General features: G+C 61.1%; 35 protein-coding genes. 20 read left to right on the top strand and 15 right to left on the bottom strand.

The window, feature by feature from the left end; genetic code table 11:
* Nucleotides 1–4 precede the first annotated feature (4 nt).
* The 4 genes from IHQ71_RS24105 to trmD all read left to right on the top strand — a co-directional run bounded on the left by IHQ71_RS24105 (nt 5) and on the right by trmD (nt 2,392).
* Nucleotides 5–328, top strand: coding sequence for a chorismate mutase (locus IHQ71_RS24105; RefSeq protein ID WP_258158943.1), 324 nt, complete (start codon nt 5–7; stop codon nt 326–328).
* Between the two features lie 63 nt (nt 329–391).
* Nucleotides 392–751 carry a 30S ribosomal protein S16 gene (gene rpsP, locus IHQ71_RS24100; protein WP_258158942.1) on the top strand — a complete coding sequence of 120 codons (360 nt, stop codon included), beginning with the start codon at nt 392–394 and terminating at the stop codon, nt 749–751.
* A 382-nt stretch (nt 752–1,133) separates the two neighbouring features.
* On the top strand, nt 1,134–1,706 hold the full coding sequence (gene rimM / locus IHQ71_RS24095) for a ribosome maturation factor RimM (RefSeq protein WP_258158941.1): 573 nt from the start codon (nt 1,134–1,136) through the stop codon (nt 1,704–1,706).
* Nucleotides 1,706–2,392, top strand: a complete 687-nt coding sequence (gene trmD, locus IHQ71_RS24090) for a tRNA (guanosine(37)-N1)-methyltransferase TrmD (protein WP_258158940.1) — start codon at nt 1,706–1,708, stop codon at nt 2,390–2,392. Before rimM ends, trmD begins: the two co-directional genes overlap by 1 nt.
* Nucleotides 2,393–2,413: 21 nt before the next feature.
* On the opposite strand, the gene IHQ71_RS24085 is transcribed toward trmD, so the two are convergent.
* The 3 genes from IHQ71_RS24085 to IHQ71_RS24075 form a co-directional block, all read right to left on the bottom strand.
* Complete coding sequence (locus IHQ71_RS24085; RefSeq protein ID WP_258158939.1) at nt 2,414–2,716, bottom strand: hypothetical protein; 303 nt, start codon at nt 2,714–2,716, stop codon at nt 2,414–2,416.
* A gap of 35 nt (nt 2,717–2,751) precedes the next feature.
* On the bottom strand, nt 2,752–3,498 hold the full coding sequence (locus tag IHQ71_RS24080; protein ID WP_258158938.1) for a sulfite exporter TauE/SafE family protein: 747 nt from the start codon (nt 3,496–3,498) through the stop codon (nt 2,752–2,754).
* 77 nt (nt 3,499–3,575) lie between these two features.
* Nucleotides 3,576–5,027, bottom strand: coding sequence for an NCS1 family nucleobase:cation symporter-1 (locus IHQ71_RS24075; protein ID WP_258158937.1), 1,452 nt, complete (start codon nt 5,025–5,027; stop codon nt 3,576–3,578).
* A gap of 328 nt (nt 5,028–5,355) precedes the next feature.
* On the opposite strand from IHQ71_RS24075, the gene rplS reads away from it, so the two are divergent.
* Complete coding sequence (gene rplS, locus IHQ71_RS24070; protein WP_258158936.1) at nt 5,356–5,946, top strand: 50S ribosomal protein L19; 591 nt, start codon at nt 5,356–5,358, stop codon at nt 5,944–5,946.
* An 81-nt stretch (nt 5,947–6,027) separates the two neighbouring features.
* Nucleotides 6,028–6,723 (top strand): pentapeptide repeat-containing protein, encoded by a 696-nt coding sequence (locus tag IHQ71_RS24065; RefSeq protein ID WP_258158935.1) that lies wholly within the window; start codon nt 6,028–6,030, stop codon nt 6,721–6,723.
* 14 nt (nt 6,724–6,737) lie between these two features.
* Here IHQ71_RS24065 and IHQ71_RS24060 read toward each other — a convergent pair whose 3' ends face one another.
* Nucleotides 6,738–7,589 (bottom strand): GIY-YIG nuclease family protein, encoded by an 852-nt coding sequence (locus IHQ71_RS24060; protein ID WP_258158934.1) that lies wholly within the window; start codon nt 7,587–7,589, stop codon nt 6,738–6,740.
* Between the two features lie 143 nt (nt 7,590–7,732).
* Entirely contained in the window at nt 7,733–9,511 is a 1,779-nt protein-coding gene (locus tag IHQ71_RS24055; RefSeq protein ID WP_258158933.1) for an adenylate/guanylate cyclase domain-containing protein, read from the bottom strand.
* Nucleotides 9,512–9,737: 226 nt separating this feature from the next.
* Between IHQ71_RS24055 and IHQ71_RS24050 the strand changes: the two genes are divergently transcribed.
* The gene (locus tag IHQ71_RS24050) at nt 9,738–10,451 is read left to right on the top strand and encodes a gamma-glutamylcyclotransferase (protein ID WP_258158932.1); all 714 of its coding nucleotides are present in this window, start codon (nt 9,738–9,740) and stop codon (nt 10,449–10,451) included.
* Between the two features lie 150 nt (nt 10,452–10,601).
* Nucleotides 10,602–11,648 carry an NAD(P)-dependent alcohol dehydrogenase gene (locus IHQ71_RS24045; protein WP_258158931.1) on the top strand — a complete coding sequence of 349 codons (1,047 nt, stop codon included), beginning with the start codon at nt 10,602–10,604 and terminating at the stop codon, nt 11,646–11,648.
* Here IHQ71_RS24045 and IHQ71_RS24040 read toward each other — a convergent pair.
* Nucleotides 11,636–12,553, bottom strand: a complete 918-nt coding sequence (locus IHQ71_RS24040) for a LysR family transcriptional regulator (protein WP_258158930.1) — start codon at nt 12,551–12,553, stop codon at nt 11,636–11,638. The two genes, IHQ71_RS24045 and IHQ71_RS24040, sit on opposite strands and share 13 nt — an antisense overlap.
* Before the next feature lie 64 nt (nt 12,554–12,617).
* Nucleotides 12,618–13,079 carry an Lrp/AsnC family transcriptional regulator gene (locus IHQ71_RS24035; RefSeq protein ID WP_258158929.1) on the bottom strand — a complete coding sequence of 154 codons (462 nt, stop codon included), beginning with the start codon at nt 13,077–13,079 and terminating at the stop codon, nt 12,618–12,620.
* A gap of 122 nt (nt 13,080–13,201) precedes the next feature.
* Here IHQ71_RS24035 and IHQ71_RS24030 point away from each other — a divergent pair, with 122 nt between their 5' ends.
* Nucleotides 13,202–13,993 carry a phenylalanine 4-monooxygenase gene (locus IHQ71_RS24030; protein WP_258158928.1) on the top strand — a complete coding sequence of 264 codons (792 nt, stop codon included), beginning with the start codon at nt 13,202–13,204 and terminating at the stop codon, nt 13,991–13,993.
* Between the two features lie 166 nt (nt 13,994–14,159).
* Here the strand turns inward: IHQ71_RS24030 and IHQ71_RS24025 are convergent, their stop codons facing one another.
* A complete protein-coding gene (locus IHQ71_RS24025; protein ID WP_258158927.1) occupies nt 14,160–14,549 on the bottom strand; it encodes a nuclear transport factor 2 family protein in 390 nt (129 codons plus the stop codon).
* Between IHQ71_RS24025 and IHQ71_RS24020 the strand changes: the two genes are divergently transcribed.
* Nucleotides 14,548–14,856 carry a hypothetical protein gene (locus tag IHQ71_RS24020; RefSeq protein WP_258158926.1) on the top strand — a complete coding sequence of 103 codons (309 nt, stop codon included), beginning with the start codon at nt 14,548–14,550 and terminating at the stop codon, nt 14,854–14,856. The genes IHQ71_RS24025 and IHQ71_RS24020 overlap by 2 nt on opposite strands.
* Nucleotides 14,857–14,866: 10 nt before the next feature.
* On the opposite strand, the gene IHQ71_RS24015 is transcribed toward IHQ71_RS24020, so the two are convergent.
* Nucleotides 14,867–15,097, bottom strand: coding sequence for a hypothetical protein (locus IHQ71_RS24015; protein ID WP_258158925.1), 231 nt, complete (start codon nt 15,095–15,097; stop codon nt 14,867–14,869).
* On the opposite strand from IHQ71_RS24015, the gene IHQ71_RS24010 reads away from it, so the two are divergent.
* Nucleotides 15,096–15,749, top strand: coding sequence for a hypothetical protein (locus IHQ71_RS24010; protein ID WP_258158924.1), 654 nt, complete (start codon nt 15,096–15,098; stop codon nt 15,747–15,749). The two genes, IHQ71_RS24015 and IHQ71_RS24010, sit on opposite strands and share 2 nt — an antisense overlap.
* An 857-nt stretch (nt 15,750–16,606) precedes the next feature.
* Here the strand turns inward: IHQ71_RS24010 and rpmE are convergent.
* Nucleotides 16,607–16,828: a 50S ribosomal protein L31 gene (gene rpmE, locus IHQ71_RS24005; RefSeq protein WP_258158923.1), complete on the bottom strand. Its 222-nt coding sequence runs from the start codon at nt 16,826–16,828 to the stop codon at nt 16,607–16,609.
* Nucleotides 16,829–17,025: 197 nt separating this feature from the next.
* On the opposite strand from rpmE, the gene IHQ71_RS24000 reads away from it, so the two are divergent.
* Nucleotides 17,026–18,822 (top strand): ABC transporter transmembrane domain-containing protein, encoded by a 1,797-nt coding sequence (locus tag IHQ71_RS24000; protein WP_258158922.1) that lies wholly within the window; start codon nt 17,026–17,028, stop codon nt 18,820–18,822.
* 6 nt (nt 18,823–18,828) lie between these two features.
* Here the strand turns inward: IHQ71_RS24000 and IHQ71_RS23995 are convergent, their stop codons facing one another.
* Nucleotides 18,829–19,116 carry a DUF6894 family protein gene (locus IHQ71_RS23995; protein ID WP_258158921.1) on the bottom strand — a complete coding sequence of 96 codons (288 nt, stop codon included), beginning with the start codon at nt 19,114–19,116 and terminating at the stop codon, nt 18,829–18,831.
* A 181-nt stretch (nt 19,117–19,297) separates the two neighbouring features.
* Here IHQ71_RS23995 and IHQ71_RS23990 point away from each other — a divergent pair, with 181 nt between their 5' ends.
* The 3 genes from IHQ71_RS23990 (at nt 19,298) to IHQ71_RS23980 (ending at nt 20,304) form a co-directional block, all read left to right on the top strand.
* On the top strand, nt 19,298–19,567 hold the full coding sequence (locus IHQ71_RS23990) for a hypothetical protein (protein WP_258158920.1): 270 nt from the start codon (nt 19,298–19,300) through the stop codon (nt 19,565–19,567).
* Complete coding sequence (locus IHQ71_RS23985) at nt 19,564–20,016, top strand: type II toxin-antitoxin system VapC family toxin (protein WP_258158919.1); 453 nt, start codon at nt 19,564–19,566, stop codon at nt 20,014–20,016. Before IHQ71_RS23990 ends, IHQ71_RS23985 begins: the two co-directional genes overlap by 4 nt.
* A gap of 75 nt (nt 20,017–20,091) precedes the next feature.
* Nucleotides 20,092–20,304, top strand: a complete 213-nt coding sequence (locus tag IHQ71_RS23980; RefSeq protein ID WP_258158918.1) for a hypothetical protein — start codon at nt 20,092–20,094, stop codon at nt 20,302–20,304.
* A 38-nt stretch (nt 20,305–20,342) separates the two neighbouring features.
* Here IHQ71_RS23980 and IHQ71_RS23975 read toward each other — a convergent pair whose 3' ends face one another.
* The 3 genes from IHQ71_RS23975 to IHQ71_RS23965 all read right to left on the bottom strand — a co-directional run bounded on the left by IHQ71_RS23975 (nt 20,343) and on the right by IHQ71_RS23965 (nt 23,069).
* Complete coding sequence (locus IHQ71_RS23975) at nt 20,343–21,143, bottom strand: inositol monophosphatase family protein (RefSeq protein ID WP_258158917.1); 801 nt, start codon at nt 21,141–21,143, stop codon at nt 20,343–20,345.
* A gap of 118 nt (nt 21,144–21,261) precedes the next feature.
* Nucleotides 21,262–22,407 (bottom strand): tetratricopeptide repeat protein, encoded by a 1,146-nt coding sequence (locus tag IHQ71_RS23970; RefSeq protein ID WP_258158916.1) that lies wholly within the window; start codon nt 22,405–22,407, stop codon nt 21,262–21,264.
* A gap of 8 nt (nt 22,408–22,415) precedes the next feature.
* A complete protein-coding gene (locus IHQ71_RS23965; RefSeq protein ID WP_258158915.1) occupies nt 22,416–23,069 on the bottom strand; it encodes a thiamine phosphate synthase in 654 nt (217 codons plus the stop codon).
* Between the two features lie 116 nt (nt 23,070–23,185).
* Here IHQ71_RS23965 and IHQ71_RS23960 point away from each other — a divergent pair, with 116 nt between their 5' ends.
* Nucleotides 23,186–23,959: a sulfite exporter TauE/SafE family protein gene (locus tag IHQ71_RS23960; RefSeq protein WP_258158914.1), complete on the top strand. Its 774-nt coding sequence runs from the start codon at nt 23,186–23,188 to the stop codon at nt 23,957–23,959.
* 85 nt (nt 23,960–24,044) lie between these two features.
* Nucleotides 24,045–24,302 (top strand): helix-turn-helix transcriptional regulator, encoded by a 258-nt coding sequence (locus IHQ71_RS23955; protein WP_258158913.1) that lies wholly within the window; start codon nt 24,045–24,047, stop codon nt 24,300–24,302.
* Between the two features lie 126 nt (nt 24,303–24,428).
* On the opposite strand, the gene IHQ71_RS23950 is transcribed toward IHQ71_RS23955, so the two are convergent.
* A complete protein-coding gene (locus IHQ71_RS23950; RefSeq protein ID WP_258158912.1) occupies nt 24,429–24,605 on the bottom strand; it encodes a YdcH family protein in 177 nt (58 codons plus the stop codon).
* 218 nt (nt 24,606–24,823) lie between these two features.
* On the opposite strand from IHQ71_RS23950, the gene IHQ71_RS23945 reads away from it, so the two are divergent.
* Genes IHQ71_RS23945 through IHQ71_RS23935 form a run of 3 tightly spaced genes read left to right on the top strand, consistent with a single transcriptional unit; the run spans nt 24,824 to nt 26,611 of the window.
* On the top strand, nt 24,824–25,027 hold the full coding sequence (locus tag IHQ71_RS23945; protein ID WP_258158911.1) for a YdcH family protein: 204 nt from the start codon (nt 24,824–24,826) through the stop codon (nt 25,025–25,027).
* Nucleotides 25,028–25,044: 17 nt separating this feature from the next.
* A complete protein-coding gene (purE, locus tag IHQ71_RS23940) occupies nt 25,045–25,539 on the top strand; it encodes a 5-(carboxyamino)imidazole ribonucleotide mutase (RefSeq protein ID WP_258158910.1) in 495 nt (164 codons plus the stop codon).
* 10 nt (nt 25,540–25,549) lie between these two features.
* Nucleotides 25,550–26,611, top strand: a complete 1,062-nt coding sequence (locus IHQ71_RS23935; protein ID WP_258158909.1) for a 5-(carboxyamino)imidazole ribonucleotide synthase — start codon at nt 25,550–25,552, stop codon at nt 26,609–26,611.
* Nucleotides 26,612–26,631 lie beyond the last annotated feature (20 nt).

Below are 26,631 nucleotides of genomic sequence, written 5' to 3'. Positions count from 1 at the left end.
TTTCATGACCGATCCTGAAATCAAGAACCAGCTATCCGGCTATCGCCAGTCGATCGACAATATCGATGCGGCGCTGGTCCACATGCTCGCCGAGCGCTTCCGCTGCACCAAGGCGGTCGGCGTTCTAAAGGCGACCCACAATCTGCCGCCGGCCGATCCGGCGCGCGAGGAATACCAGATCGATCGTCTCCGGCAGCTTGCCAGGGATGCCGATCTGGATCCTGATTTTGCCGAGAAGTTCCTGAACTTCATCATCACGGAAGTGATCCGGCATCATGAGGCGATCGCCGCCGATATCGGTGGCGCACACGAGAATACCGCCGCCTGAGGGCAGCGGCCGGAATACCAAGACAACCGAAAACACAGAAACTAAAGACCTAAGGAGAATACAATGTCCCTGAAAATTCGTCTCGCCCGTGGCGGTTCCAAGAAGCGTCCGTATTACACCGTCGTCGTTGCCGACGCCCGTTCGCCGCGTGATGGCCGCTTCATCGAGAAGCTCGGCTCGTGGAACCCGATGCTCGGCAAGGACGACGCCAACCGCGTCGTGATCAATGGCGAGCGCATCCAGCATTGGATCGCTGCCGGCGCCCAGCCGACCGACCGCGTCCTGCGCTTCATGGACGAAGCCGGCCTTGCCAAGCGCGAAGCCCGCTCCAACCCGGAAAAGGCGAAGCCCGGCAAGAAGGCTGAAGAGCGCGCCAAGGAAAAGGCAGCCAAGGTTGAAGAAGCAGCCGCTGCTGCTGAATAATCCTGTTGCCCTTGTGGTAATGGAAGCCCTCGCGCGACCAACGTGCGAGGGCTTTTCTTTCAGAGCGCTTCAGGGCTAAATGGAAACATTCTGCCGGAGCAGGTTTTCGCCAGGACCAAGGCGATGGCCGAGCGTCGTACCCTTGGGTACGGCCGAGGACATCGCCGCAGGTCATGGCGGAAAGATGCCCGGCCCTTCGGGTTGGCTGAAGCGGGCCGCCTCTTTGACCGGCCGGCTTGGCCGTATGCTTTGGCTACGACGCGCGCCGGCCGGTCAAACATGCGACTCCGCTTGAGCCAACAGAATTGTTTCCATTTAACCCTGAAACGCTCTATGCCCGGCAAATTGTAAAAGGGCATTCTGGAAACCGAGAGAAGAACAAATGTCCAAAGGCCCGGCTACACCCGGCACACTCGTCCTGATGGCCACGATCGGCGGGGCGCAAGGCCTGCGCGGCGAAGTGCGCGTCAAATCCTATACCGGCGATCCGATGGCGATCGGCGAATACGGCACGCTCTACAATATCGAGGGCTCGCCCTTCGAAGTGCTCGATATCCGTCCGCATAAGAACATGGCCGTCATCCGCTTCCGGGGCGTCAACGACCGCAACGCCGCCGAGGCGCTCAACGGCACCGATCTCTATGTCGATCGCGATGCGCTCGACGACGAGGAGCTCGACGAGGACGAGTTCTTCTATGCCGATCTCGAAGGCCTTGATGTGCTCGATGCCGAAGGCAACAATTGGGGCACGATATCGGCGATCTTCGATTTCGGCGCCGGCGATATCCTTGAACTGACCAAGAAGGGAAGCCGGTCGCAGCTCATTCCCTTCACCGAAGCTGCGGTGCTGGAGATCGATTTCGAAGGCGGCTCGATCCTCATCGATCCCATCGCAGCGGGCCTGATCAGCGAAGACGATCCCGACGACGATAATCCGGACAGGGGCAAGGGTTGATGCCGTTCCACGCCACGGTCCTGACTCTCTATCCCGAGATGTTTCCGGGCTTTCTCGGCGAATCGCTCTCCGGCAAGGCGCTTGCCCGCGGCGATTGGCAGCTCGATACCGTGCAGATCCGCGACTTCGCGACCAGCAAGCATCGCAATGTCGATGATACGCCGGCCGGGGGTGGCGCCGGCATGGTGCTGCGGGCGGATGTGCTGGCAGGAGCGATCGATTCCGTCGGCATCGACGAACGTCCGCGCCTGCTGATGAGCCCGCGCGGGCGGACACTCGACCAAGCGCGCGTGCGCGAACTCGCCGCCAGCAACGGCGTCGTCATCGTCTGCGGCCGCTTCGAGGGCGTCGACCAGCGGGTGATCGATTCGCGCGGGCTCGAGGAGGTTTCCATCGGCGATTACATCCTCTCGGGCGGCGAACCAGCGGCCCAGATTCTGCTCGACGCGATCATCCGCATCCTGCCCGGCGTGATGGGCAACCCGGAATCCGGCACGCATGAGAGCTTCGAGAACGGCCTGCTCGAACATCCGCATTACACGCGGCCGCAGGTCTTCGAGGGGATGGAAATCCCCGGCGTGCTGACCTCGGGCAACCACGCCGCGATCGAGAAATGGCGCCATGAGGAAGCTGTGAAGCTGACCTCGGAACGGCGGCCGGATTTGGTGGCTACTATCACCAAATGAAGTCTCCGCCGGCCGAGGCCCTCAATCTTCCTCGAGCTTAATCACGAAGCGCCCTTCGATCATCGTGATGAGGGAATGTGGGCCGTGATATTTGACATGGTAGGCCGCTTGCTTTTTGCACTCCTGATCGTGTTTGATCATGTGCTCGCAAAGCCGACGCCAGCCTTGATGTGACAACGCGATCTTCTGGGCCGTGAAGATATCGACTGCAGACTCGGCTCCTACAGCGGACTCGGCCCTTACGCGTTTGATGAGTTCTGGCCAAGTCGCATTCTGCTTGAACATCTCATCGATCAAGGTTGCCAAATCGCCTTTGATCGCCATGGGGGTGCACCTCTCCTGAGTGATGGTGGGCACCCTCAACCCGTCACGAAATAATAGACCGACAGCCCCAGCCCGGCCGCGACCACGATCCAGCACAACACCGTCTGCGGCACGCGCTTGGCGACCGCGATGCCGGCATAGCCGCCGAGCGCGCAGCCGGGCACCATGACCGCGGCGTGATACCAGGCCACCGCGCCGGCCGTCGAGAAGACAACGATCGCCACCGCCGCGATGACGATGGCGAGAAAGTTCTTCAGCGCATTGAGCCGGTGATAGTCGCCACCCGTCGCGATTCCGAGCGAGGCGAGCATCATGATGCCCATGCCGGCGCCGAAGAAGCCGCCATAGAAGGACGTCGCCGCCTGGGTGACGATGCCGAGCGTGTTGGCGGCATGACGCTCGCCGGTATTCTTCGGCTTCAGCCAAGGTCCGGCGGCGAAGACCACCGTCGCGGCCAGAAGCAGCCAGGGCACCATGGCCTTGAATGTGTTGTCGGACAGCCAGACCAGATAGAGCGCGCCGCCCGTCGAACCGACAATCGAGATCAGGCCGAGGATCAGCGCCTCTTTCCAGATCTTCGAGAGATCCTTGAAATAGGCCAGCGTCGAGGTGATGTAGCCGGGAAACTGCACGATCGAGGACGTCGCGTTCGCCATGATCGGCGGCACGCCCGCCAGCGTCAGCACGCCGAAGGTCAGGAACGTGCCGCCGCCGGCAATGGCATTGACCGCGCCCGAGAAGAAGGCGGCGACGAACATCAGGGCGATCATGGCAGGGGTCATGTGGCGGGTTCCGGCAGGTGTTGCCCCTGCATAGACGGCAAGAGGCGCCCGGTGCAAGCCGGGCGCCACCCATTATCTCACACCTGCACCGCACTCGGTCGCCGCGCGCTCATCCGGAGCATGTAGTAGACCGCGCCGCCGATCGCCACGCCGAAGAACCAGCCATAGGTTCCCCACCACGAGGGCAGGTATGTGGTAAACGTCGGCAGGATCGACGAGAACAGCGCGCCGATGGCAAACGCGATGAAGGCGTTCGTGTGCCAGCCGCCCTGGAAGCGGAACTCGCCGTCCTCCTTGTAGAGCGCGTTGACATCCAGCACGCCCCGCCGGATCAGGTAGTAATCCACCATCATCACGCCGAAGATCGGACCCATTGTCGAGCCGATGAAGTTGACGAACTGCGCCGCACCCGTCTCCCACGGCGCGAAGGGATAGAGGATCAGCGCGATGATCGCCGCGATATAGCCGCCCCGCTTGAAGCTGATATGCTTCGGGAAGACATTCGAGAAATCGAAGGCCGGCGAGACGAAATTCGCCACGACATTGATCCCGAGGGTCGCCACCGCGAAGGTGAGGGCCGCGAGCAGCGCCAGGAACCAGCTGTCGAATCTTGCCGAGATCTGGTCGGGATGCAGCAGCACCTCGCCATAGACAGTGAAGGCCGCCGTTGTGGTCACGCCCGCCACCAGGCAGAAGGCGAGCAGGTTGATCGGCAGGCCCCAGAGATTGCCTTTTCTCAGCGCCTTCTCGTCTTTCGCGTAGCGCGAGAAATCGCAGAAGTTGAGGTAGAGTGCGGCGAAATAGGTGATCCATGTCGCCGCCACCGCAGCCAGTGCGGCAAACGATCCCGGTTCGCCTGGCACGCCGGCGTCCTTGGTCTTCTCAAGCAGCACGTCGCGCGGAATTTCGGCTCCGAAGGAGAAGGTGCCGGATTTCACCACGAGGTAAATGGCAAGGATCAGCATCATGATCCACACCGCAGGACCCGCCCAATCCTGGAACTTGCGCACCGTCTCCATGCCGCGCTGGATGATTAGCAGTTGCAGCGCCCAGACCACGACGAAGCAGATGAATTCGAGCGTCGAATGGCCGAGGAAATGGCTGGTCTGGTGGAAATCGAGCATCGCCGGGCTGCGGATCAGCAGCGCCACGATCGCGCCCGAGGCCGCCGCCGTCTGCGCGCCATACCAGAAGCAGGCGACGATGGCGCGCACGATCGCCGGCACGTTCGCCCCGAACGTACCGAAGGAAGCGCGCGCCAAAACCGGAAACGGCACGCCGGTCCTGACGCCGGCATTGCCGACCAGGCTCATCAGCACGAAGATGACCAGCGAGCCCACGCCGATCGCGATGACGAAATTGATGAAGCTGCCGCAGAGCAGAAACAGGCTCGCGGCGAGATAGTAGCCCCAGAGCGAATGCACATCCGAGGTCCAGACGTTGAAAATGCTGAAAGCGCCCCACTTCCGCTCTTCAGCCGGTGCGAGATCTTCGTTATAGAGATTTGGTGACGGATTCTCGACTGCCATGATAACCCCCAGTCGCTGCCCCGGATCAATATCGATCCGCCGTCCAATCTGCGCTGCGTCGGGGAATATGACAATTGTGCAGTCATATTGTTCACAGTCTAAATTCTGGACAAAGGCCGGAAACCGTCGGGCTTGCGGCCATTTTTTTGACTGGAGGGGGTGACAGTGCGGGAAAACTCGTGTATTTGCGCGCCCGGAATGGGATTTTCCCGACCAACCAGCAAACGAATGACAGACGCATTCGCCCGGCCTTCCAAGGCAATACCCGAGGCATGGCCAAAGGTATATTTCAGGCGCTCTGGCTGTTGAACCACAAATGAGGTTGTCAATGAACATCATCCAGCAGCTGGAAGCCGAACAGGCCGCCAAGATTGCCGCCAAGCGCACGCTTCCCGATTTCTCCCCCGGCGACACCGTCAAGGTCAACGTCCGCGTCGTCGAAGGTTCGCGCACCCGCGTGCAGGCCTATGAAGGCGTCTGCATCGCCCGCTCCGGCGCCGGCCTGAACGAAAGCTTCACCGTCCGCAAGATCTCCTATGGCGAAGGCGTCGAGCGCGTATTCCCGGTCTATTCTCCGCTGGTCGAAGGCGTCGAGATCGTCCGTCGCGGCAAGGTCCGTCGCGCCAAGCTTTACTACCTGCGCGATCTGCGCGGCAAAAAGGCCCGTATCTTCGAAAACACCAATGTCCGCGCCCGCAAGCTGAACGACGGCGAACGCCAGGTCATGCTGGCCGAGAAGGCCCGTCTCGAAGCCGAGAAGGTCGCAGCAGCCCAGGCTCTCGCAGCCGAGAAGGCCGCACAGGAAGCCGCCGCCGCCGCCGAGAAGGTCGCCGCTGAAAAGGCTGCCGCCGCCGAAGCCGCTGCTGCCGAGGCCGCCGCTGCCGAAGCTGCTTCCGCCGAAGCCAAGACCGAAGAATAAGACTTCCCCTCTTTACCGGGGGACAGTAAAGGCGGCATCGCAGGATGCCGCCTTTTTCATTTTGGCGATTTGAGGGATGATATGAGCGAGCACGAGACGTCTCCGGCAACTGTCATCGAAGATCGCTCGCTCGACCGCGCCGAGATCGAGACCCTTGCAGGCTCCAAACCCATCATGCTGCGCCGTTGCGATCTCGACGAAGCCGATCTCGCAGGCCTGACACTCAGCATGTGGGCGTTCGACACCTGCAGTCTCAAGCGCACCAGGCTCGTGGGCGCCAAACTCGATGAGACCCGCTGGACCGGATGCCGTGGCGCATTCGCCGATTTCACCGGCGCCAACCTGACCGAAGCGACAATCGACGCCAGCGATTTCAACAACGGCAGCTTTCGCGGCGCGACCCTGACCGGGGCTACCTTCAAGCGCTGCAAGCTCACCGGCGCCAATCTCCGGGAAACGAAATCCTTGAACGCGACATTCGAGGAAACCCTGCTCGGCAGCGCCCAGATGCCGGGCTTCTCGTTCCGGAAAGCGCGGCTCAGGAAGCTCGACTTCGAACTCGCCGACCTCACGAAATGCGATTTCCGCGATGCCGTGTTCGAGGATTGCATCCTGCGGGACGCCAGCCTCGTAGATTGCCGCTTCGAGGGTGCCGACCTGCGCGGCGCCGATCTCGGCGGTATCAGGCTGCTCAATGCCAAAGAGTTCAAGGGCGCCACGATCTCGCGCGCCCAGGCCGGGCAATTGCTGGAAGAACTCGGGTTGAAGGTGCGGTGACAACGGAACCTTTTTTATTTTTGAACAAGCACCATCTGATGAGGATCGACGATTCTGGCGCTTACGGTGTCGCCGTATTTGAAGTGCTTTTGGAACCAATCTGCAATAACGCGGTTCGAACCGACGATTCTCACGGCGCCGCCTAGATTGGCGGTGCGATCAATTCGCGATTTAATGACCTGTCCTCCAATGCCAAGTAGGACTGTGATCTGATCGCCGTCCCCTCCCAGATACTTGCTGGCGCCCACGCCGGGATTGATTATCCCTTGATAATAGTAGGCTTTGCCGAGTTTGATTTCGAATGCGTAGTTCCGGTCTGTAGATCGTGTCCCTGACTGCGGCGAATCAGGTTTTACAGCGATATCGCGCGCAGCGACGGTCGGAACCGGTTCGGCCAATTCCCTCTCTGCTTCCTCTGAAAGTACTCGACCTTTCTCGGCGCCATTCCACGGCGGCTTGAAAGCGTCGATCAACGAATCTTCCAATCCTGCAGCTATGTTGAGGTGGAAGCTGCCGTATTTAAGCTGGGCAGTTGTCCGGAAGATAAGAATACGGATCTCTTCGTTCCGAGCAAGACCTTCCTGAATGCACTTATTGCACCTAACGTTGGTACGTTGAGTGACGCCTGGTCGGCAATATCCCATCAACCGCTGCCTGACTGACCTTGCGGTCTTGCCGATGTACAGAACACGGGCCTGCGAAACAAAAGCGTAGAGAGCCTGCGGCTCATCCAGCACGGCTCCCTTCCCAAAGTCAGAAAGCTCTTTAACGCAATAGCTCAGCACTCCTGGAACGGCTCCGGATTGCCAGTGACCGATCTCGCGAAAGCCAAGTTCCGTCAACGTGTGAACGTCAAGCGCCGTCATCGTTCTCCCTCCCGTTCAGGAGAGCATGGCGCATGTCGGCCTCTCACTCAAGGTTTCGTGTGGCGCAGGCAACTTCATAACTCAACCCTCGCGTAGGCGTCGAGCGATGCAATTTGGGCGGAGTGAAAAGGGGGAACGATTTTCTACTGTGCCGCCACGCTGCTCACCGCCGGCGCCCCGTCATCCGCACCCGCCTTGATCAGCCCTTCACGCACATGCTCCACATCGGACTCCCGGGCGAAGTGCAGGGTGGTGAGGAAGGCATCGACACCGAAGTCCGGAGCGAGTGCCCGCACCTTCCTCATATGCGCGCCAGCGGCAATCTCGTCGCCGAGCCAGCCATGGCAGGCCGCCACGAAAGCGTGCTGCACCTGGTCCATCGAGGACAAGTGCATGAATGCCTCGATCGCTTCGCCGTATTGCCGTGCCGCGAAGTGCGCCTTGCCGAGATGGCTCCAGAAACGCTCGGGATGATGCGGGTTGAGCCGCATCGCCTTGCGGATCCACTCAGTGCCCTCTTCCGGTCGCCCGAGCCAGGTCAAGAGTTCGCCCTGCTGCACCACGACGAGATCGTAATTCGGATTGAGCGCCAATCCGCGCTCCTGGTGATGGCGTGCCGTGGCCAGGTCGTTGTTGTTGATATTGATGGCGGCGAGTATGCGGTGCACGTCGGCATCATTGTCGTCGAGTGCCAGCGCCTTGTCGACCTCGCCGAGGGCCAGATTCCAAAGCGCGTCCCTGTCCTCGCACCAGCCATTTACCCAGGCCTGTCCGAAAATGCAGGCCCGCCAGGCGTGGGCATGCGCGTAGTTGGGATCGAGGGTCACCGCCCGCTCGATCAGTTCCTGGGCCTGCTTGTTGTCCGCCTCGGTGCTTCTGTGGTGCAGCACCTTGGCGGTCAGCGCGCATTCATAGGCCGCCATGTTAGCGGGCTTGGTTCGGGCAAGCTGGTCGCGCTGGGCGGCCTCGACGCGTCCGGGAAGCGTCGCCGCGATCGCCGCCGTCACCTCGTCCTGGATGGCGAAGACATCGTCCAGCTTGCGGTCGTATTTGTCGGCCCAGATATGGGCATCGCTGACGGCGTCGATGAGCTGCACCGTCACGCGCACCCGGTCGCCGATCTTGCGGACGCTGCCTTCCACGAGATACTGGGCGCCGAGCTTCTCGGCCACTTCGCGCACGTTGACCGGCTGGTTCTTGTAGACGAAGCTGGAATTGCGCGAGATGACGAAGAGCTCGTGGCGGCGGGACAGTTCGGTGATGATGTCCTCGGTCATGCCGTCGGCGAAGAATTCCTGCTCGGGATCGCCGCTCATATTGTCGAAGGGCAGCACGACGATCGATGGCTTGGAGACGGCGCGCGTGGTGTCCGCTTCCTGCGGCGGTGATGCCACATCCGGCATCGGCCCGTCGAGCGCCACCCTGTAGAGATGCACGGGACGGCTGATGTTCTTCAGCATCTTCTCGCCGAGGTCCTCGAAGGCAACTTCGAGACGACCTCCGATCTGCGTCGCCACAGCCGCCGTGACGCAGATGCCACCCACGTCGGCGAGCTGCTCGGCGCGCGCGGCAATGTTGACGCCATCGCCGAAAATGTCGCCGTCGTCGAAAATGATATCGCCGAGATTGATGCCGATCCTGAATTCGATCCGGCTGTCGGCGGGCACGTCCGCATTGCGCCGCTTCATGCGCTGCTGCACTTCCACGGCGCATTTGACGGCGTCGGTGACGCTCTGGAATTCGACCAGCATGCCGTCGCCCGTCGTCTTGATGATCCGGCCGTCGTTCTTGACGATCGCCGGATCGATCAGCTCCATGCGATGGGTCCTCAGCCGCGCCAGCGTCCCCGCTTCGTCGCCTTCCATCAACCGGCTATAGCCGACCATGTCGGCTGCCAGGACTGCGGCCAGTCTCTGTTTCATCGGCTTGCCACAACGATACGCTCCCCGGAGCCCGGGGATACCAACGGTCGGGCATTCTAGCGCAGAGTGGCGCAAACGCCTATCTGAATCAGCATCGAGAGATCAAGTTGAACGCCGGCGCTCGGGAGAAAGGAACCGTCGCGGCGTTGATTTCCCGGCATAACGAATTGACGTCCTCCGCAAGACCCCCGATGATCCGACTTCATTCGCACGGATCAGATCCCCGATGCCCCACCCGCGTAAAATGTCCCTCACCCCGGACCTGGTTGCCCTTTGCTTTCGCAAGGTGGAAAATCTCGGTTATGGCAATGACTGGATACCGCTCACCGAGGCCGAGCAGGACGCCATCGCGCAGCGCCTGTTCGCGGAATGCGGCGAAGAGCCCTTGTGGGTGTTCGCCTATGGCTCGTTGATCTGGAAGCCGACCTTCGAGCATGTGGAAGACCGGCGGGCAACGGCGATCGGCTGGCACCGGTCCTTCTGCATGGAACTGACGGCCTGGCGCGGAACGCCCGGGCAACCCGGCCTGATGATGGCACTGGACCGAGGCGGCCGCTGCGACGGCGTCGCCTTCCGCCTGCCCGACGACACCCGCCTGGATGACCTCATCAAGATGGTGCGCAGGGAGATCATCTTCCAGGAAGACCTTGACATGGTGCGCTGGGTCCATGTGCGGACCGAGGCGGGCAAGGTGCGCGCGCTGGTCTTCTGGGCCGGTCCGAAGCACGGCGACGGCATTTCGCTGAAGCTGCCGCTGGAACGGGTGGCCTTTGTGCTGGCACGGGCCTGCGGCTATGCCGGTTCCTGCGCGGAATATCTCTACAACACCGTTTCGCATCTCGAGGCGCTCGGGATCAGGGATCGCAACCTCTGGCGCCTGCAACAGCTTGTCGCCGAAGAGATCGTCCAGGCCTATGGCACACCGCCAAAGGCTGCTTGAGCGCATCTCCGCCGATTGCTGAGCTGCGCTCACAAGCGCATCCCGCGACGCGCCGCTAATCCCTGCATCCCCGAGCGACTATATCCGCCCCGGTGCGCCACCAGCCGCGCGCCACGGATTTCCAACCGCCTTAGCCATGGGGATGAGCCATTGAAAACCTCCGCATATGCCGCAACCGATGCCAACACGCCGTTGCAACCCTTCTCCTTCGAGCGCCGCGAATTGCGCGCCGATGATGTCGCAATCGATATCCTCTATTGTGGCGTCTGCCATACCGACCTGCACATGGCCCGCAACGACTGGGGTTTCTCGGTCTATCCGCTGGTTCCCGGCCATGAAATCGTCGGCCGGGTCTCGGCCATCGGCAGCGCCGTCTCGCGCTTCAAGGCCGGCGACGCCGTCGCCATCGGCACCATCGTCGATAGCTGCATGCAGTGCGACCAGTGCCGTCGCAACGAGGAGCAGATGTGCCGCAAGGGCGTCACCATCACCTACAACGGCCAGGACCGGGTGACCGGCGAGATCACCCATGGCGGCTATGCCGACCACATCATTGCCCGCGAGGACTTTGTCCTGCGTGTACCCGATGGCCTCGACCTCGCGCGTGCCGCGCCGCTGCTCTGCGCCGGCATCACCACCTATTCGCCGCTGCGGACCTGGAATGTCGGCCCTGGCAGCAATGTCGGCGTGATCGGCCTCGGCGGGCTCGGTCATCTGGCGGTCAAGTTCGCGTCGGCGCTCGGCGCCCATGTCACGGTGATCACCCGCTCCGAGGGCAAGGTGGACACCGCGCACGAACTCGGCGCCAACGCCGTGCTGCTCTCGACCTCCGAGGAGCAGATGGCAGCCTCGGCCTTCGCCTTCGATGTCATCATCGACACCGTTCCCTACGAGCACGATCTCGGCCCCTATATTAATCTTCTCGATGTCGATGGCACGTTGGTCATCGCCGGATCGCTGGTCGATACGCCGAAATTCAACAACCTGCCCCTGATCAGCGGCCGCCGCAGGATTGCCGGCACGCCGAGCGGCGGCATCAGGCAGACGCAGGAGATGCTTGATTTCTGCGCCCGCAAGAACATCCTGCCTGAGTGCGAGATGATCGCCATGGCCGATATCGCCACGGCCTTCGACCGGCTCGAACGCGGCGACGTGCGCTACCGTTTCGTGATCGACATGGCCCTTCAGGCCGCCTGAGCCTCGATCCTGCGCAGGTTCGCGCGCAACGCCTCGATGAACACGGAAAGCGCCGGCGGCATCTGCCGCCGGCTGGGATAATAGATGTAATAGCCGGCAAACGGCTTGCAGTAGTCCTGCAGCACCCGCACCAGCCGTCCGCTCGCGAGGTGCTCCGCGACGATATCCTCGAACGTATAGACCAGGCCCATGCCCGCAAGCGCGGCCGACAGCATCATCTCGCCATCGTTGAGGACTAGGCTGCCGCTCACCCTGACCTCCACCTCGCGGCCGTCCTCCTCGAACTCCCATGCATAGGACGCGCCCGCCGTTCCGAGATGATAATTGACGCAGTCGTGGTCGGTGAGATCCTTCAATGTCAGCGGCTTCGGGCGTTGCGCGAAATAGGATGGCGCCGCGACCACCGCCGCGCATATATCCGGTCCGATCCGGACGCTGATCATGTCCTTGTCGATCCGCTCGCCGAAGCGGATGCCGGCATCGAAGCGCGACGCCACGACATCATCGAGACGGTCGTCGACGATCAGTTCGACCCTGACATCCGGATAATCACGACGAAAATCCGGCAGGATCGGCGTCAGCAGCGAGGTCGCCGCATGCTTGCCCGCCGTTATTCGCAGGGTGCCTGAGGGCTTCTCGCGCAACTCTCCAAGCGTTTGCAGCCCGCGATTGATGTCCTCGAAGGCTGGCCTGAGCGTCAGCAACAGCCGTTCGCCCGCTTCGGTCGTCGCCACGCTGCGGGTCGTGCGTGATAGCAGCCTGACGCCCAGCCGCTCCTCCAAGTGCCGCATCATATGGCTGAGCCCCGACGACGAAATGCCCAGCCGGGCCGCCGCGCGGGTAAAGCTGCGCTCCTCCGCGACAATCACGAAGGCTGCGAGGTCGTCGAAATCGTGTCGCTTCATTGCTGACCGGCCATCATGAATAGATGGAGATTGCGCGAATTCCCTCCTATTTATGTATCGCCCGCTAGATCGGCAACTCCGTCGAGAATTTGAGTTCCCTGAGCACGAAGCTCGACACGACCGTGCGGACATGCGGGTTGCGCATCAGGTAGCGCGTCATGAAGGCGTCGTAGCTCTCCACATCCGTCGCGCGGATCTTGAGCATGTAGTCGAATGTGCCCGACAGCGCGTAGCATTCCATGATCTCCGGCCGTTCCGCGACCACCGCGGCGAAGGACGCCACCGCCTCCTCGTGGTGGTCATCCAGCGTCACATGCGCAATCACGCAGAGCTTGAGATCGAGCTTTCGCGGGTCGAGCAGCGTCACGCGCTTGCGGATGACGCCGTCGGCTTCCATCTCCTGGATCTTGCGCCAGGCCGAACTCTGCGACATCCCGGCCCGCTCCGCGAGTTCCGCCAGCGACAGGCTGGCATCGCCCTGGACGAGTTGCAGCAGCTTCCGATCAGCAATCCCAGTTTCTTTCATGATTATCGCCGTACTTGAGATAATTTCCCACCATCATGCCGAAATCCAGCACGAAAGAAAAGAAAATCCGCTCGATGTGGCGCATAATTGCCAGAAATTTGCACTATGCGCGAGGATCCCCCATGCCCAAGGAAAGCAGCTACACCGCCAAACTGCCCGGCCCAGATGGCTACTATGCCTATGCGCCCGAGGAAGACGCGATCTGGGGCGAACTCTACGCGCGCCAGATGAAGCTCCTGGCTGGCATGGCGGCGGAGGAATATCTCGATGGCGTCAAGACGCTCGGCCTGAGGCCCGACAAGGTGCCCCAGCTTCTCGATGTCGATCGGCGCCTCAATGAGACCACCGGCTTCGGCGTCGAAGGCGTGCCGGCGCTCATCCCGCCCTCGCGCTTCTATGAGCTCTTGTCGCAGGGCAAGTTCCCGCTCGCGACCTTCCTGCGCCGCCGCGAACATATCGATTACATCGAGGAGCCGGACCTCTTCCACGAGGTCTTCGGCCACTGCCCGCTGCTGACCAACCAGAGCTATGCCAATTTCGTCCGGCGTTTCGGCGAGGCGGCCGTGAAGCTCGGCAAGGGTTATTCCTGGCACCTGTTCCGGATCTTCTGGTTCACGGTCGAATTCGGCCTGATCAATACGCGTGAGGGCCGCCGCTGTTTCGGCGCCGGCATCGTCTCGTCGCCGAGCGAAGCCAAGGCCGCCATGTCGGGCACGGAATGCGAATTCCGCCCGTTCGATCTGATGAGCGTGTTGAGAACCCCCTACCGCATCGATATCGTCCAGCCGATCTATTATGTCATCGACAGTTTCGCCGACCTCGAGACAATCGTCGAGCAGGATATCGGCGTCATGATCGACAAGGCGAAAGCACTCGGCGATTTCGCCCCCGCCTTCGAAGCCAAGGCGTCTTGATGCGCTGAGTATGGTGTGACGAAGCGAGCCGCTCGCTCCCTCTTCTCCCCTTGGGGAGAAGGTGGCCGAAGGCCGGATGAGGGGTTTTCACAGGTTAAAACCCCTCATCGCCTCGCATACGCTCGGCACTTCTCCCCAAGGGGAGAAGAGGAGTCAGCGGTCGGCTTTAATTCAGCACAGTCTCGCTATGCGCATGGCATTCCCAGCCGTTTGATCCGCGGATCCACACCGAACTGTCGGCCGCCCGCATCTTCTTAGGCTTGCCGTCCATCGTCACATTCTGGCTCACGGTATAGGCAATCAGCGCGACATCGGGCGACGGCGTCGAGACTTCCACATCATCGAAGGCATAGGATTCGAGCGTCCACTTGCCCTCTTCGGTCATCTCCCGCATCTTGTCCTTCCCGATCCGCATCACGCCCTGGGCGCCGGTGACGAGCGCGGATTTGCCGGAAAGCTTGGCCGTCTTCTTTCCGTCCTTCGATTTCATCGCATCCCAATAGGATTTCTCGAGCGCCACGATCTCGTCCGTGGTCGGCATAGCATGAACATTCATGACATTCCTCCTGTGGTTGTTGGATAGAGGGGTGGAACGTTCGTCGTCCGGGGAGGTTCCCGGCGGCGGGGAACGTGCTCACGGGTGGCGCGGGCTTCGACACATTCGTCTGCACGGCGACGGACGACAACACGATCCTGGATTTCGACGCCGCGCTGGCATCGGCAAACAGGATTTCATCGACATCAATGGCACGGCCTTCGCTATCGAAAGGTCGGGCAGAAATGCGCTCGTCACAGTCGCGGGCGACGAGATTTTGCTGATCGGCATCAAGCCGAAGGATATCGATGCCGGTGATTTTATTTGAGGGTAGCGGCTTACGAGGCGTGAAACGGCGGTGTTTCGTAAGAAACGGTGATCTTTCCTGCATGCAAAGCACAAATCAGGAACACGTCGGCTATACACTTACGAATTCTTCGCATTGGGCTCACGCCTTCTGACTCTCCCCAGGCTTCGGATTGGGAGGGGTTTTCATCAAGCGGAGCGCTGAGGATGCGCCGCAAGATATTGTCGCCTTTGTTTTCCATTTGTTGTAGGTGTTCACTCATGCGCGACTCTATTGATTACTTTGATTCGGCTTTTCCGATCCCTCTAACGGATGACGACCTAAAAGCGATCGGAGAAATTTGCGCAATTCAAGGTCAGATTGAATATCTCATGCAAGTATCTCTTTCCCGAGCAACTGCTCTTGGTATGGAGACTTCGCAATTGATCTTAGGTTCCACGAACTTAACAGCAAATGCTGAAATTTGGTTGAACCTACTCTATCACTACCGTCATGTGCTACCTAGCCTCTCCCTGCCGTGGGCAGAACATTTTTTCGAGGAGCTTTGTGATTTTATACGCGGCAGAAATGACCTGCTGCATGCCGTGTACGGATACAATACCACCTTGAATCTCAACGACGGGACACAGCGTCAAATCTTTACACTAAATCACTTTGAGCACGACGATATTGACCAAACGGCCGTAGCAATGAGAGTCAAAAACAGCGTGGCAAGCCCTACTGCGAAAATCTCGGAAATGCGCAATAAAGCCGCTCGTCTATCTCTTATAATAGCTACACATCTTCTCGGTTCCGATTGCAAGATGACGCAGACATCGCAAGATAGGCTCGGCTCACCACCTCCGCCTCGTTCTAAGTCGGCAAGACTGCGTTTGGACAAAGCGCATGCCCAGCCTCCATCGCCTCCGGAATAGATCGTTCCGGTTTTCGAGTTGCAACCAGTCACGCTTATAAAACGCGAGTTTGATCTCAGCACTTCAAACAGAATATGGGAAAATATTCCTCGTCCATCTTCCCAAATCCCCAAACCCATGCCATAATCCCTCCCGTTCCGCATCGGCTACACCTTGAGGCGTCAGGGCGAGGCGGGACCGGTGACCTTCATGGAGAAGCGACGTAAGTCTCCATGCGGGGCGTCCGCGAGAAGGGCCAGTCCTCTGGGGACGGCGGCCGAAAGGCCGAGTTTCGCCCCGGACGTGCGCTGTAGCGCGCACATGATCGTTCCCAAAGGCTCCTCAAAGGCTGCGGGACAACGGGGGCAGTGCTGGCGAGTTCGGGGATGGAGACACCGTTTGACGGGGCACGGCAACGTGTCTTAACGGCCGCGAAAGCGGCCATATAACTCGGCACGGAGACGTGCCCCGGCCGATCCCTCATGCCAGTGCAAGAGGATCGGGGATGTGCATGGTCAAACCACGGGGCGGAACGGCTCGCGTGAACGTGGAGGTATGCTTTGAGACGGAAAGCAGAGTTTGCGGCGTTTCACCCCTCACCAACTTCGGCCAAGGGTTCGCGATGCTCACCCGGCCTTCGTATCCTCTCCCACAGGGGGAGAGGTAGGGTGCCACGCCCTCAACTTTCGCATGAAGCAGGGCGGTGCCACGAGTTTACCTCTCCCCTTGTGGGAGAGGATAGCAAGCCCGCGAGAGGCGAAGCCGATCGCTGGGTGCGCTTGGTGAGGGGTGAAATTCCGGCAAACACCCAACATTGCGCCCAACAAAAAAGCCCAGCTTGCGCCGGGCTCATTGACATTCCAATCGCACCTGAAAGATCAGATCGAAAGGCCGCCGAAGCGCTTGTTGAACTTGGAAACGCGGCCGCCGCGGTCCATGAGCTGCTGGTTGCCGCCGGTCCAGGCCGGATGCGACTTGGAATCGATGTCGAGGTTCATGGTCTGACCTTCGGTGCCCCAGGTCGAACGGGTCTGGTATTCGGTGCCATCGGTCATGACCACTTTGATCATGTGATAGTCGGGATGAATTTTCTCTCTCATGACAATGTCCTGCCAGGTACAGTGGTCTTTTGCCGCAATGGCTTGCGGCGCCGGAGCCAAACGAATAAATGAAGCCGCAGTCACTCACGAGACCACGGCTTCGTTTGATGGCGAGGCCTATACATGATGGAATTCGAGATAACAAGGGCTGGCGCGCCAGAATCGGCTGCGGAACCAGCAAAAATGGAGTGTAACCGGTGGCTGAAGAGACAATCGCGAAACCGGAGAGAACACTCAAGCCGCTCACGCATCTCTTCCCCTATATCCTGCGCTACAAGGCGCTGGCCGGGGGCGCGCTCGCCTTCCTGCTGCTGGCCGCCGTCACCACGCTGATCCTGCCGACCGCCGTGCGGCGGATGATCGACCATGGCTTCACCCATTCAGATGTCAACTTCATCAATACCTATTTCGGCATGCTGATGGGGCTGGCCGTGGTGCTGGCGGCCGCCTCTGCCCTGCGCTATTTTTTCGTCATCACACTCGGCGAGCGGATCGTCGCCGATCTCCGCCGCGATGTCTTCTCACATATCACCTCGCTGTCGCCTGATTTCTTCGACGTCAACCAGACCGGCGAGATCGTCTCGCGGCTGACTGCCGACACGGTGCAGATCAAGTCCGCCGTCGGTGCTTCCGCTTCGCTCGCGCTGCGCAATTCCATCCTCTGTCTCGGGGCGATGGGCATGATGATCTATACCAGCCCGAAACTCTCCGCGCTGGTGCTGCTCGCCATCCCGCTCATCGTCTTCCCGTTGGTCGGCTTCGGCCGCTCCGTCCGCAAGCGGGCGCGCGAGGCGCAGGACAAGCTCGCCAAGGCCTCGGCCTATGCCTCGGAAGCCATCGGCGCCATCCGCACCGTGCAGGCGTTCAACAATACCGGCCAGGCCAATGACCGCTTCGCCGAAGCCGCCGAGAATGCCTTCCAGGCGGCGCGCGCCTCGACGCGCCAGCGCGCCTGGCTCACCGGCTTTGCCATCACCATGGTGTTCGGCAGCGTCGTGGCGGTGCTGTGGTTCGGCGCGCAGGGCGTGCTGGCCGGCACCATCACGGCGGGCACACTCAGCCAGTTCCTGATCTACTCCATCATCTCGGCGGGTTCGCTCGCTGCCCTCTCCGAGGTCTGGAGCGAACTCAGCCAGGCCTCGGGCGCCGCCGGTCGGCTGATCGAGTTGCTCAACGAGAAGCCCGGCATCGCGGCCCCCGAACATCCGCTGGCGCTGCCCAAGCCGCCGGTCGGCAAGGTCGAGTTCGATCAGGTGCGCTTTGCCTATCCGACGCGTCCGGGTGCATCGGCGCTCGATGGCCTCAACCTCACGGTCAATCCCGGTGAGCGGGTGGCGATCGTCGGCTCCTCCGGCGCCGGCAAGAGCACGATCTTCTCGCTGATCCTGCGCTACTACGATCCCGATTCCGGCCGCGTGCTGATCGACGGCGACGATATCAGGCAGGCCGATCCCGCCGATCTCCGCGCCCGCATCGCCATCGTGCCGCAGGACGTGACGATCTTCGCCGCTTCGATCCACGAGAATATCGCCTTCGGCGCGCCGGGCGCGGCCCGTGCCGAGGTGGAGGCAGCGGCGCGGGCGGCCCATGCCGAGGAGTTCATCCTCAGGCTCGACCAGGGCTATGACACGGAAGTCGGCGAACGCGGCATCATGCTCTCCGGCGGCCAGCGCCAGCGCATTGCCATTGCCCGCGCGATCCTGAGAAACTCGCCGATCCTGCTGCTCGACGAAGCAACCTCCGCGCTCGACGCCGAAAGCGAGACACTGGTGCAGACCGCACTCGATGCGCTGATGCAGGATCGCACGACCATCGTCATCGCCCACAGGCTCGCCACCGTGCTGAAGGCCGACCGCATTCTCGTGATGGATCAGGGGCAGGTGGTCGAGGAAGGCACGCATCAGAGCCTGGTCGACAAGGGCGGCATCTATGCCCGCCTCGCCAGCCTGCAATTCGGCATCGACACGGGCCGCCATCTGCGTCTGGCGAAATAGACCGGCTCAGCCGGCCATCGCCATCTGCCGCGCGCGATCCCGCTCGACAATCGCCCTCAGCCGCGATTGCTGCGACGTCTGCGAGAGACAGGCGCGCGGCACGACGATCGACAGCAACCGGCCGCGATCATCACGCACATTGACGCGCACCGCTTCAAGCTTGCCGCACCGCGCCAGCCGGTTCGCCACCGTGCCCGCATAGAACACCGCCGAACCATCATCGTAATGGCTGGTGCCCTCGTCGTCGGTCAGCGTTTCGCCATCCCAGCAAATATCGAAATAGTAATGCTGCATCTTGGGCCCCGAGCCACCAGCGCCCGTCCAGCGCGATCATGGGACCAATAGAGCCACACCGCATCAGAACCGGCGCTGAACCGGCCGTTCACCCGGCGTTCAGCTTCGCTGGGTCAGAGGCGCGCACAATTGTGCATAAATATTGTGTATGATAATGTGTCCTCCGCTGTGGAGATCCAACATGCAGGAATATCGCGAACGTGCTGCTTTCACCCTCTCCCGCTCTATCAAGGACGAGTTGGAAGACCGGATTGCGCCCAGCAAACGCTCGAAATTCGTCGAACAGGCCATCGCTGATGCGCTTCTGAGGGATGCGAAGCAGAGAGCGCTCGACTCCCTGCGCGATATGAAGACCTATGATGCCGGCGGACGTGACAGCGTCGAGGTGTTGCGGCAGATACGGCGTGAGCGGGCTGATTACGTCGCTTCGCGGCATCGCGCGGCAAAATGATCGTCGTTCCCGACGCGTCCGTTTTCAACAAGCTGTTTCTCGATGAGCCCGATCGGCAGCACGCGGTTGCGCTTTTCGAGCATTGCAGCGAAGCGGAAATCGATCTCGTGGCACCCGATATCCTGCGATACGAGGTCATGTCGGTAGCCATGCGGTTCGGCATCCCATTCGCGTTCGTATATCACATCTTGGACATCCAGCGATCGGCAGGCCTTCGCCTCCTAGAGCCGTCTCTGAAGGTCCTTCAGCGCGCGGAGACGATCGCAACCAGCGGACACGAAAAGTCCGGCTATCCCGATCTGCATGACAGCATTTACCACGCGCTGGCCTTGGAACTGAACGGCATTTTCGTCACGGCCGACCATCGCCATTTCGCGAAAGCCAAGGCTTTCGGGGCAATGACGTTGCTTGAGGATTGGCGAGACGCCCTCGGCCTCACGCAAAGGTGACTGGCTTTTTCGCCGGTTTGGCCGTCAAATTCCGCCCGGCTCCGGCCCGGAAATCGAATCATGAGGAGAACAGCGATGAAGACGACAGTTTTGACTGCGGCCTTGCTTGCCGCCTTCGCCATGCCCGCCTTCGCCGAAGACGCGATCAAGACGGACGATGCCGCCAGAATGACCAAGGTCGATCCCGTGACGACGAACTCGACGACGGTTCAGTCGGATATGGAAAAAGCCGCAAAGGACGGCTATTCGGGCTGCATGCGCCGCAAGACGATGGCGCAGATGATGTAGGCGCGGGGCGCCTACTCTTTCAAAGATCTTGAATCGGTTCAGGCCTTCGGGATCGGCCGGTTCGCCACGTCGATCAGCGCCTTGTGGATGTGCTCGTTGCCGGCGATAACAGAGCCGCCTTCGAGGAAATCGGTCTCGCCATTCATGCCCGATATGAAGCCACCGGCCTCGCGGATCAGGATAATGCCGGCTGCGATATCCCAGGGCGAAAGACCTTCCTGCCAGAAGCCGTCGAGACGCCCCGCCGCGACATAGGCGAGGTCGATCGCGGCGGCACCCATGCTGCGGATACCCGCCGCATCACCCATGACATGGCGAAGCTGGACCAGGAAACGGCCGTGCTGGCCGCCGCCCAGATGCGGCACGCCGCAGCCGATCACGCAATCGGAAAGTTTCTTGCGGGCGGAGACGCGCAGGCGGCGATCGTTAACGAAGGCGCCGCCGCCCTTCTCGGCCGTGTAGAGGTCGTCCGTCGCGGGATTGTAGATCACGCCGGCAACAATCTCGCCCGAGCGCTCCAACGCGATCGAGGTACCGAACAGCGGGATGCCATGCAGGAAGTTGGTCGTGCCGTCGAGCGGATCGACGATCCAGCGATGCGCGCCGTCGGTGCCCTTGATCTCTTCACTCTCCTCGCCGAGGAAACCATAGGTCGGGCGGGCCTTGAGAAGCTCTTCCTTGACGATCCGCTCGGCGCGGCGATCAGCCTGGGTGACGTAGTTGCCCGGACCTTTGAGCGAGACCTGGAGATTCTGGACCTCGCCGAAATCGCGGCTCAGTGACTTGCCGGCCTTGAGCGCGGCCTGGACCATCACATTGAGAAGGGCGGAGCGGGCCATGGGTGTTCCTTCAAATTGAAGCGGCCCCGCAAGGGGCCGAGAAAATTGCCGGGCCTGTGGCCCGTGATTGGCGCCTCAAGACCACAAACGCCGCGATTTTTCAAGTTTTTTCGCGGCTTCAGCTTTTCTGGGCGAGGAAATCGTCGGCGCGGTCGATCCCTTCCTTCTGCGTGGTCTCGTCGATCCCGAGGAAAAAGTCCTCGAGTTCGAGGTCAGCGAGACCGGCCTTGCGCGAGATGACATACCATTTCGTCGCCTCGACGGGATCGGGCCTTGTGCCAATCGCATTGATATAGAGCTTGGCCAGCTTGTTCTGCGCCACGACGTGACCGCGATTGGCGGCGATCGACATCCAGCGGAATCCTTCCTCCAAATTCCGTTCGCCGCCGATGCCGTTGATCAGCCAGACGGCCATGTCGTATTGAGCGGTATCGAACCCGGCAAGTGCCGCCTTGAGCAGCCAGGACCGCGCTTCCATGCGCTTTTCGCGCGGCAGGTCCATCTGCCAGTAGAGCTGCGAGACAGCATATTGGGCATCCGGCACGCCTTGGGCCGCCGCTTTTTCGTAATAGGGAAGGGCCTTCTTGAGACCGGGTTCGCCCGGTTCCGCCGCCACCATGATCTGGGCGATATTGAACTGTGCCTCGCGGCTACCGCCCTCGGCGGCCTTGCGCATCATCGCGTCGGCCGCCTTGCGGTCCTGCTTCACGACTTTGCCTTCGAGCAGCATCAGGGCATATTTGTACTGCGCATTGGGGTCGCCCGCCTTGGCCGCCTGATCGTACCAGAACACCGCGTCCGACGGATTGCGGCGCACGCCGAGGCCGTTGTTCAGCAATTCCGCGACCAGTGTCTGCGACGCAGCATCGCCGAGCTGCGCCTTGGGCAGCGCGATGTTGAGTGCCGAGAGGTAGAGACCGCGCTGGAAAGCGCCATAAGCGTCATCAAGCTTGCCGGTGAATGTCTTTTCCGGCGGCAGGTCCGGCAGGCCTTTGCCCATGCGTTCGAGCAGCGTGAGCCCCTCGGAAGGCTGTTCCTGCTTGTTGATGTTTTCAGGTGACGAGAAGATGATCTGTTCGGTGGTCAGCCCGGCCGGCGGCAGGCGCTCACCCTTCTGGAGCTTGCCGCTCTCAATGTCGCCATCGAGCTTCTTGCGGGCGATCTCGGATGCCGATGGCGTGTTCTCGGCATGCAGCACAGGCGCCGCCGCCATTACGATGACGCCGCCCAAGATAGCCGAAATCCAACCCCTGACCCTCTGCATGGTCTCTCTTATACCCCCAAGCGTGGCGCTTTTTGGTCAAGAATCGCGTTTGCTTCCTGAACGATCGCGGCGGCGCGGCCGGGCTCGGCAAATACCGCCAGGCGAAGGGCTGCGAATTCCGCGCCCGTTTCGGCGATATCAAGCACCGAAGCCGGGTCCGTGCCGCCCATGACGATGCAGGGAATCTCGATCAGCGACGCCCACCATTCGCCGAGCGCCAGGTTTTTCGGATGCGCCTCCGGCTTGATGTCGCCGTCGAGCTTGCCGAAGAAGATGTAATCCGGGCCCAGCTCGCCGATCTCCAGGGCGCGATGGCGCTCCTGGGCGTTGCCGCCGCCGACGATGAGTTTCGGTGTGAATTTCTCGATCGCCTCGCCGAGCTTCTCGACGCCGCCCGCTATGTGCAATCCATCCGCCTTGGCACGGCCAGCGGTCCGGCTGTCGCCTGATATCAATGCCGCCGCACCCGCCTGCTGCACCACCGGCACCAGCTTTTCGGCGAGCTTCTGGAAGGCCGTGTCGTCCAGCCCGTATTGCGGGATGATGACCGAGGCGACGTCGCCGCCCTTCAGAGCATCGGCCATGATGCGCGCCGCTTCATCCGGCTCCGCGATCTCGGGCGCGATCAGAACCAGGCGGCAGCGGGCTTCAATTGTTGACATCATGCAATCCCATCGATTCCTTGCTTTCCCGACCCACTGATCGGTTATAGGGTCAAGCTCCCACCGCTGGCTCATTCCCTCCAATCCGATAGACCGTGCCGCTACAAGGATCAACCATGGATTCGACCTTCTATATCGTCGCCGTCATTGCCGTGCTCCTTGTCGGCTTCGGCAAGGGTGGCATGGGCGATGCGCTCGGCCTTATGGGCGTGCCGATCCTGACCTTCGTGATGCCGGCCGTGCAGGCAGCGGCGATCCTGCTGCCGATCCTTGTCGTGATGGATATCATCGCGCTCTGGAGCTGGCGCGCGCACTGGAACAAACAAACGCTGCTCATCCTGTTGCCCGGCGCGCTGATCGGGCTCGCGATCGGCTGGATGACATTTGCCATCGTGCCCGACTATGTCATGCGTCTGCTGATCGGCGTGGTGGCGCTCAGCTTCACCGGCCGCTTCTTCTATAACCGCTACCTTGCGGGAAATGCCGTCCAGCCGCCGCGTGAGAATACCCCTGTCCGGGCGACGATCTGGAGCACGCTTTCGGGCTATGGCAGCTTCATTGCGCATGCCGGCGGCGCGCCGTTCCAGGTCTATGCGCTGCCGCTCAGGCTTTCGCCGAAGGATTATACCGGCACCGCCGTGCGTTTCTTCGCGATCATCAATGCCCTGAAACTCGGGCCTTACTACATGATCGGCGCCCTGAGCGTCGGCAATCTCAAGATGTCGGCCATGCTTATTCCGGTCGCGCTCGTCGCCACCACGGCAGGCGCCTTTTGCGTCAAGCGCATGAGGCCCGATGTCTTCTATCCCCTGATGTATTTCATGTGCGCGCTTGCCGGCCTCAAACTCGCCTGGGACGGGATATCCGAACTCGCAGGCCTGCTTGGCTGAGAGCGACTTGATGCAATGCGAAATTTTTTAAGTGCAATGCACAAATAGACTTGTCCTCACCTGGGCTCTGTCATAGCGTTCACCCATGAGTGTTGACCCTTTTGCCGCGATCTCAGATCCCAACCGCCGGTTCCTGCTCGAGGAACTCCGGCGGTCGCCGAAGACCGTCAACGAACTTGCCGCCATGTTGCCCGTCTCGCGGCCTGCGGTTTCGCAACACCTCAAGGCGCTTCTCGACAATCATCTGGTTACGGTGGAGAATCAGGGGACGCGGCGTCTATACGCGATCAATCCGCAGGGCTTTCAGAAAATCGGCTTCTGGCTCGATCAGTTCTGGGTCTGAGAGCCGCCGTTTCAATCACTCTTGAGTAGAGTAGCCGCTGAACGGCCCGCGCCCGTCGATCTCTATACGTTTCCTGGCGGAGGCGGTGTCCAGCGGCTCATTACTGGAAACTAGGGTTGAGTGGGATTAATGCCTTGTCTGGCCACGCAGACGCTCGATCTGGTCCTTGACCTTCAGCTTCTGTCTTTTCAGTTCCGCGATCTCTGTGTCGGCGGTTGAGGGGTGGAGCATTGCGGAGTGGAGCTCTTGTTCTAATGCTCCATGCTTTTTTTCAAGCGTCTCGATATGAGCCTCAATGGTCATACTTCATTCCTTCCCATATTGCCCACATCCGACCATCCACCCGTCGGATGTTTCAGGCTAGAACCGGCGGAGTGTGCCACGTAAATTAGCAAATGTCGAAGGAGAAAACTTCGAAAAGGAAAACTTCCCGTAAACCGCTATTGTGTGATAGGAGCAGATCGATGCTCGTGTGGAGATTGGGGAAATCTCCACGCCAGGAGATACGGGGACTTGACGGAATGCCAGACCAGGACCAGGCAGAACTCAGATTGTCGGCAGCGAGGTTGCGACAGGAACATGAGGATTACGACACTGCCATCAATGCGATGATCGCCACAGGTTGCGACGCGCTACGGATCCAGCGGATGAAGAAGAAGAAGCTTGCGATCAAGGACAGATTGGTCCAGATCGAAGACCAGATCGTTCCCGATATCATCGCCTGACGAAAGGCTTGGCTCGCATGCGTTTTTCGAAGCCTCCGGTCGCCATTATCATGGGTAGCCAGTCCGACTGGGAGACGATGAAGAATGCCGCCGATACGCTCGATGCCCTTGAAATTGCTTACGAAGCGCGGATCATCTCGGCGCATCGTACGCCCGACCGGCTGGTGAATTTCGCCAAATCCGCGCGCGACGAAGGCTTCCAGGTGATCATCGCCGGTGCGGGTGGCGCCGCCCACCTGCCGGGCATGGCGGCTGCCATGACCCCGCTTCCGGTGTTCGGGGTTCCGGTCCAGTCCAAGGCGCTTTCCGGCCAGGACAGCCTGCTCTCCATCGTCCAGATGCCAGCCGGAATTCCGGTTGGAACCCTCGCCATCGGCCGTGCCGGGGCGATCAATGCGGCCCTTCTTGCCGCCGCCGTCCTGGCGCTCGGCGATGACGAACTGGCCGATCGGCTCGACACCTGGCGCGAGGAGCAAAGCGCCTCCGTGGCCGAATATCCCGTCGACAAATAGGCCTGACACAATGACAATCAAGACCATAGGCATCATCGGCGGCGGGCAACTCGGCCGCATGCTGGCGATGGCCGCGAGCCGCCTCAACTTCCGCACGGTGATCCTCGAACCGCAGGCCGATTCGCCGGCGGCGCAGCTCGCTAACGAGCAGATCGTCGGTGCCTATGACGACCGTGCGTCGCTGGAAAAACTCGCCTCCCTCAGCGATGTGATCACCTACGAATTCGAAAACGTGCCGGTCGAATCCGCACGCTTTCTCGAAGGCCTGAAGCCGGTTTATCCGCCGTCGAAGGCGCTGGAAGTGGCGCAGGACCGGCTGGTCGAAAAGAGTTTCCTCAATCAATGCGGCATTCCGACCGCGGGCTTCCGCGCCGTCGATAGCCAGGCCGATCTCGATGCGGCGCTCGCCGCATTCGGCGGCACCGGCGTGCTCAAGACACGGCGCATGGGCTATGACGGCAAGGGCCAGATCGTGTTTCGTGCCGGCGACAGCTCAGCGGGCGCCTATGACAAGCTCGGCGGCGTGCCGCTGATCCTCGAAAGCTTCATTGCCTTCGAGCGCGAGATCTCGATCATTGCCGCGCGCGCGATCAACGGTCATATCGAATGCTATGACGCTGCCGAAAACGTCCACCGAAACGGCATCCTGCATACCTCGACCCTTCCGGCCGAGGTCTGGGAGGGTACGACGGCCGATGCCCGCTCCGCCGCCATCAAGCTTCTCGACGCACTCAATTATGTCGGCGTGGTCGGCATCGAGTTCTTCGTCGGCGCCGATAATTCATTGATCGCCAACGAGATCGCGCCGCGCGTGCACAATTCCGGCCACTGGACGGAAGCAGCCTGCGTGATCTCGCAGTTCGAGCAGCATATCCGCGCCGTCGCCGGCCTGCCGCTCGGCGATCCCGCCCGCCACAGCGACTGCATCATGCAGAACCTGATCGGCGACGACATCAACGATGTCCGGCAATGGGCATCGGAGAAGGACGTCTTCATCCATCTCTACGGCAAGACCGAGCCGCGCCCCGGCCGCAAGATGGGCCATATCACCCGGCTCACCGGGCGGGTTTGATCACTTGACGCGTCTGATGA

This window comes from Rhizobium sp. TH2, assembly GCF_024707525.1.
Lineage (GTDB): Bacteria > Pseudomonadota > Alphaproteobacteria > Rhizobiales > Rhizobiaceae > Rhizobium_E.
This window is presented reverse-complemented; position numbering and strand designations above follow the sequence as displayed.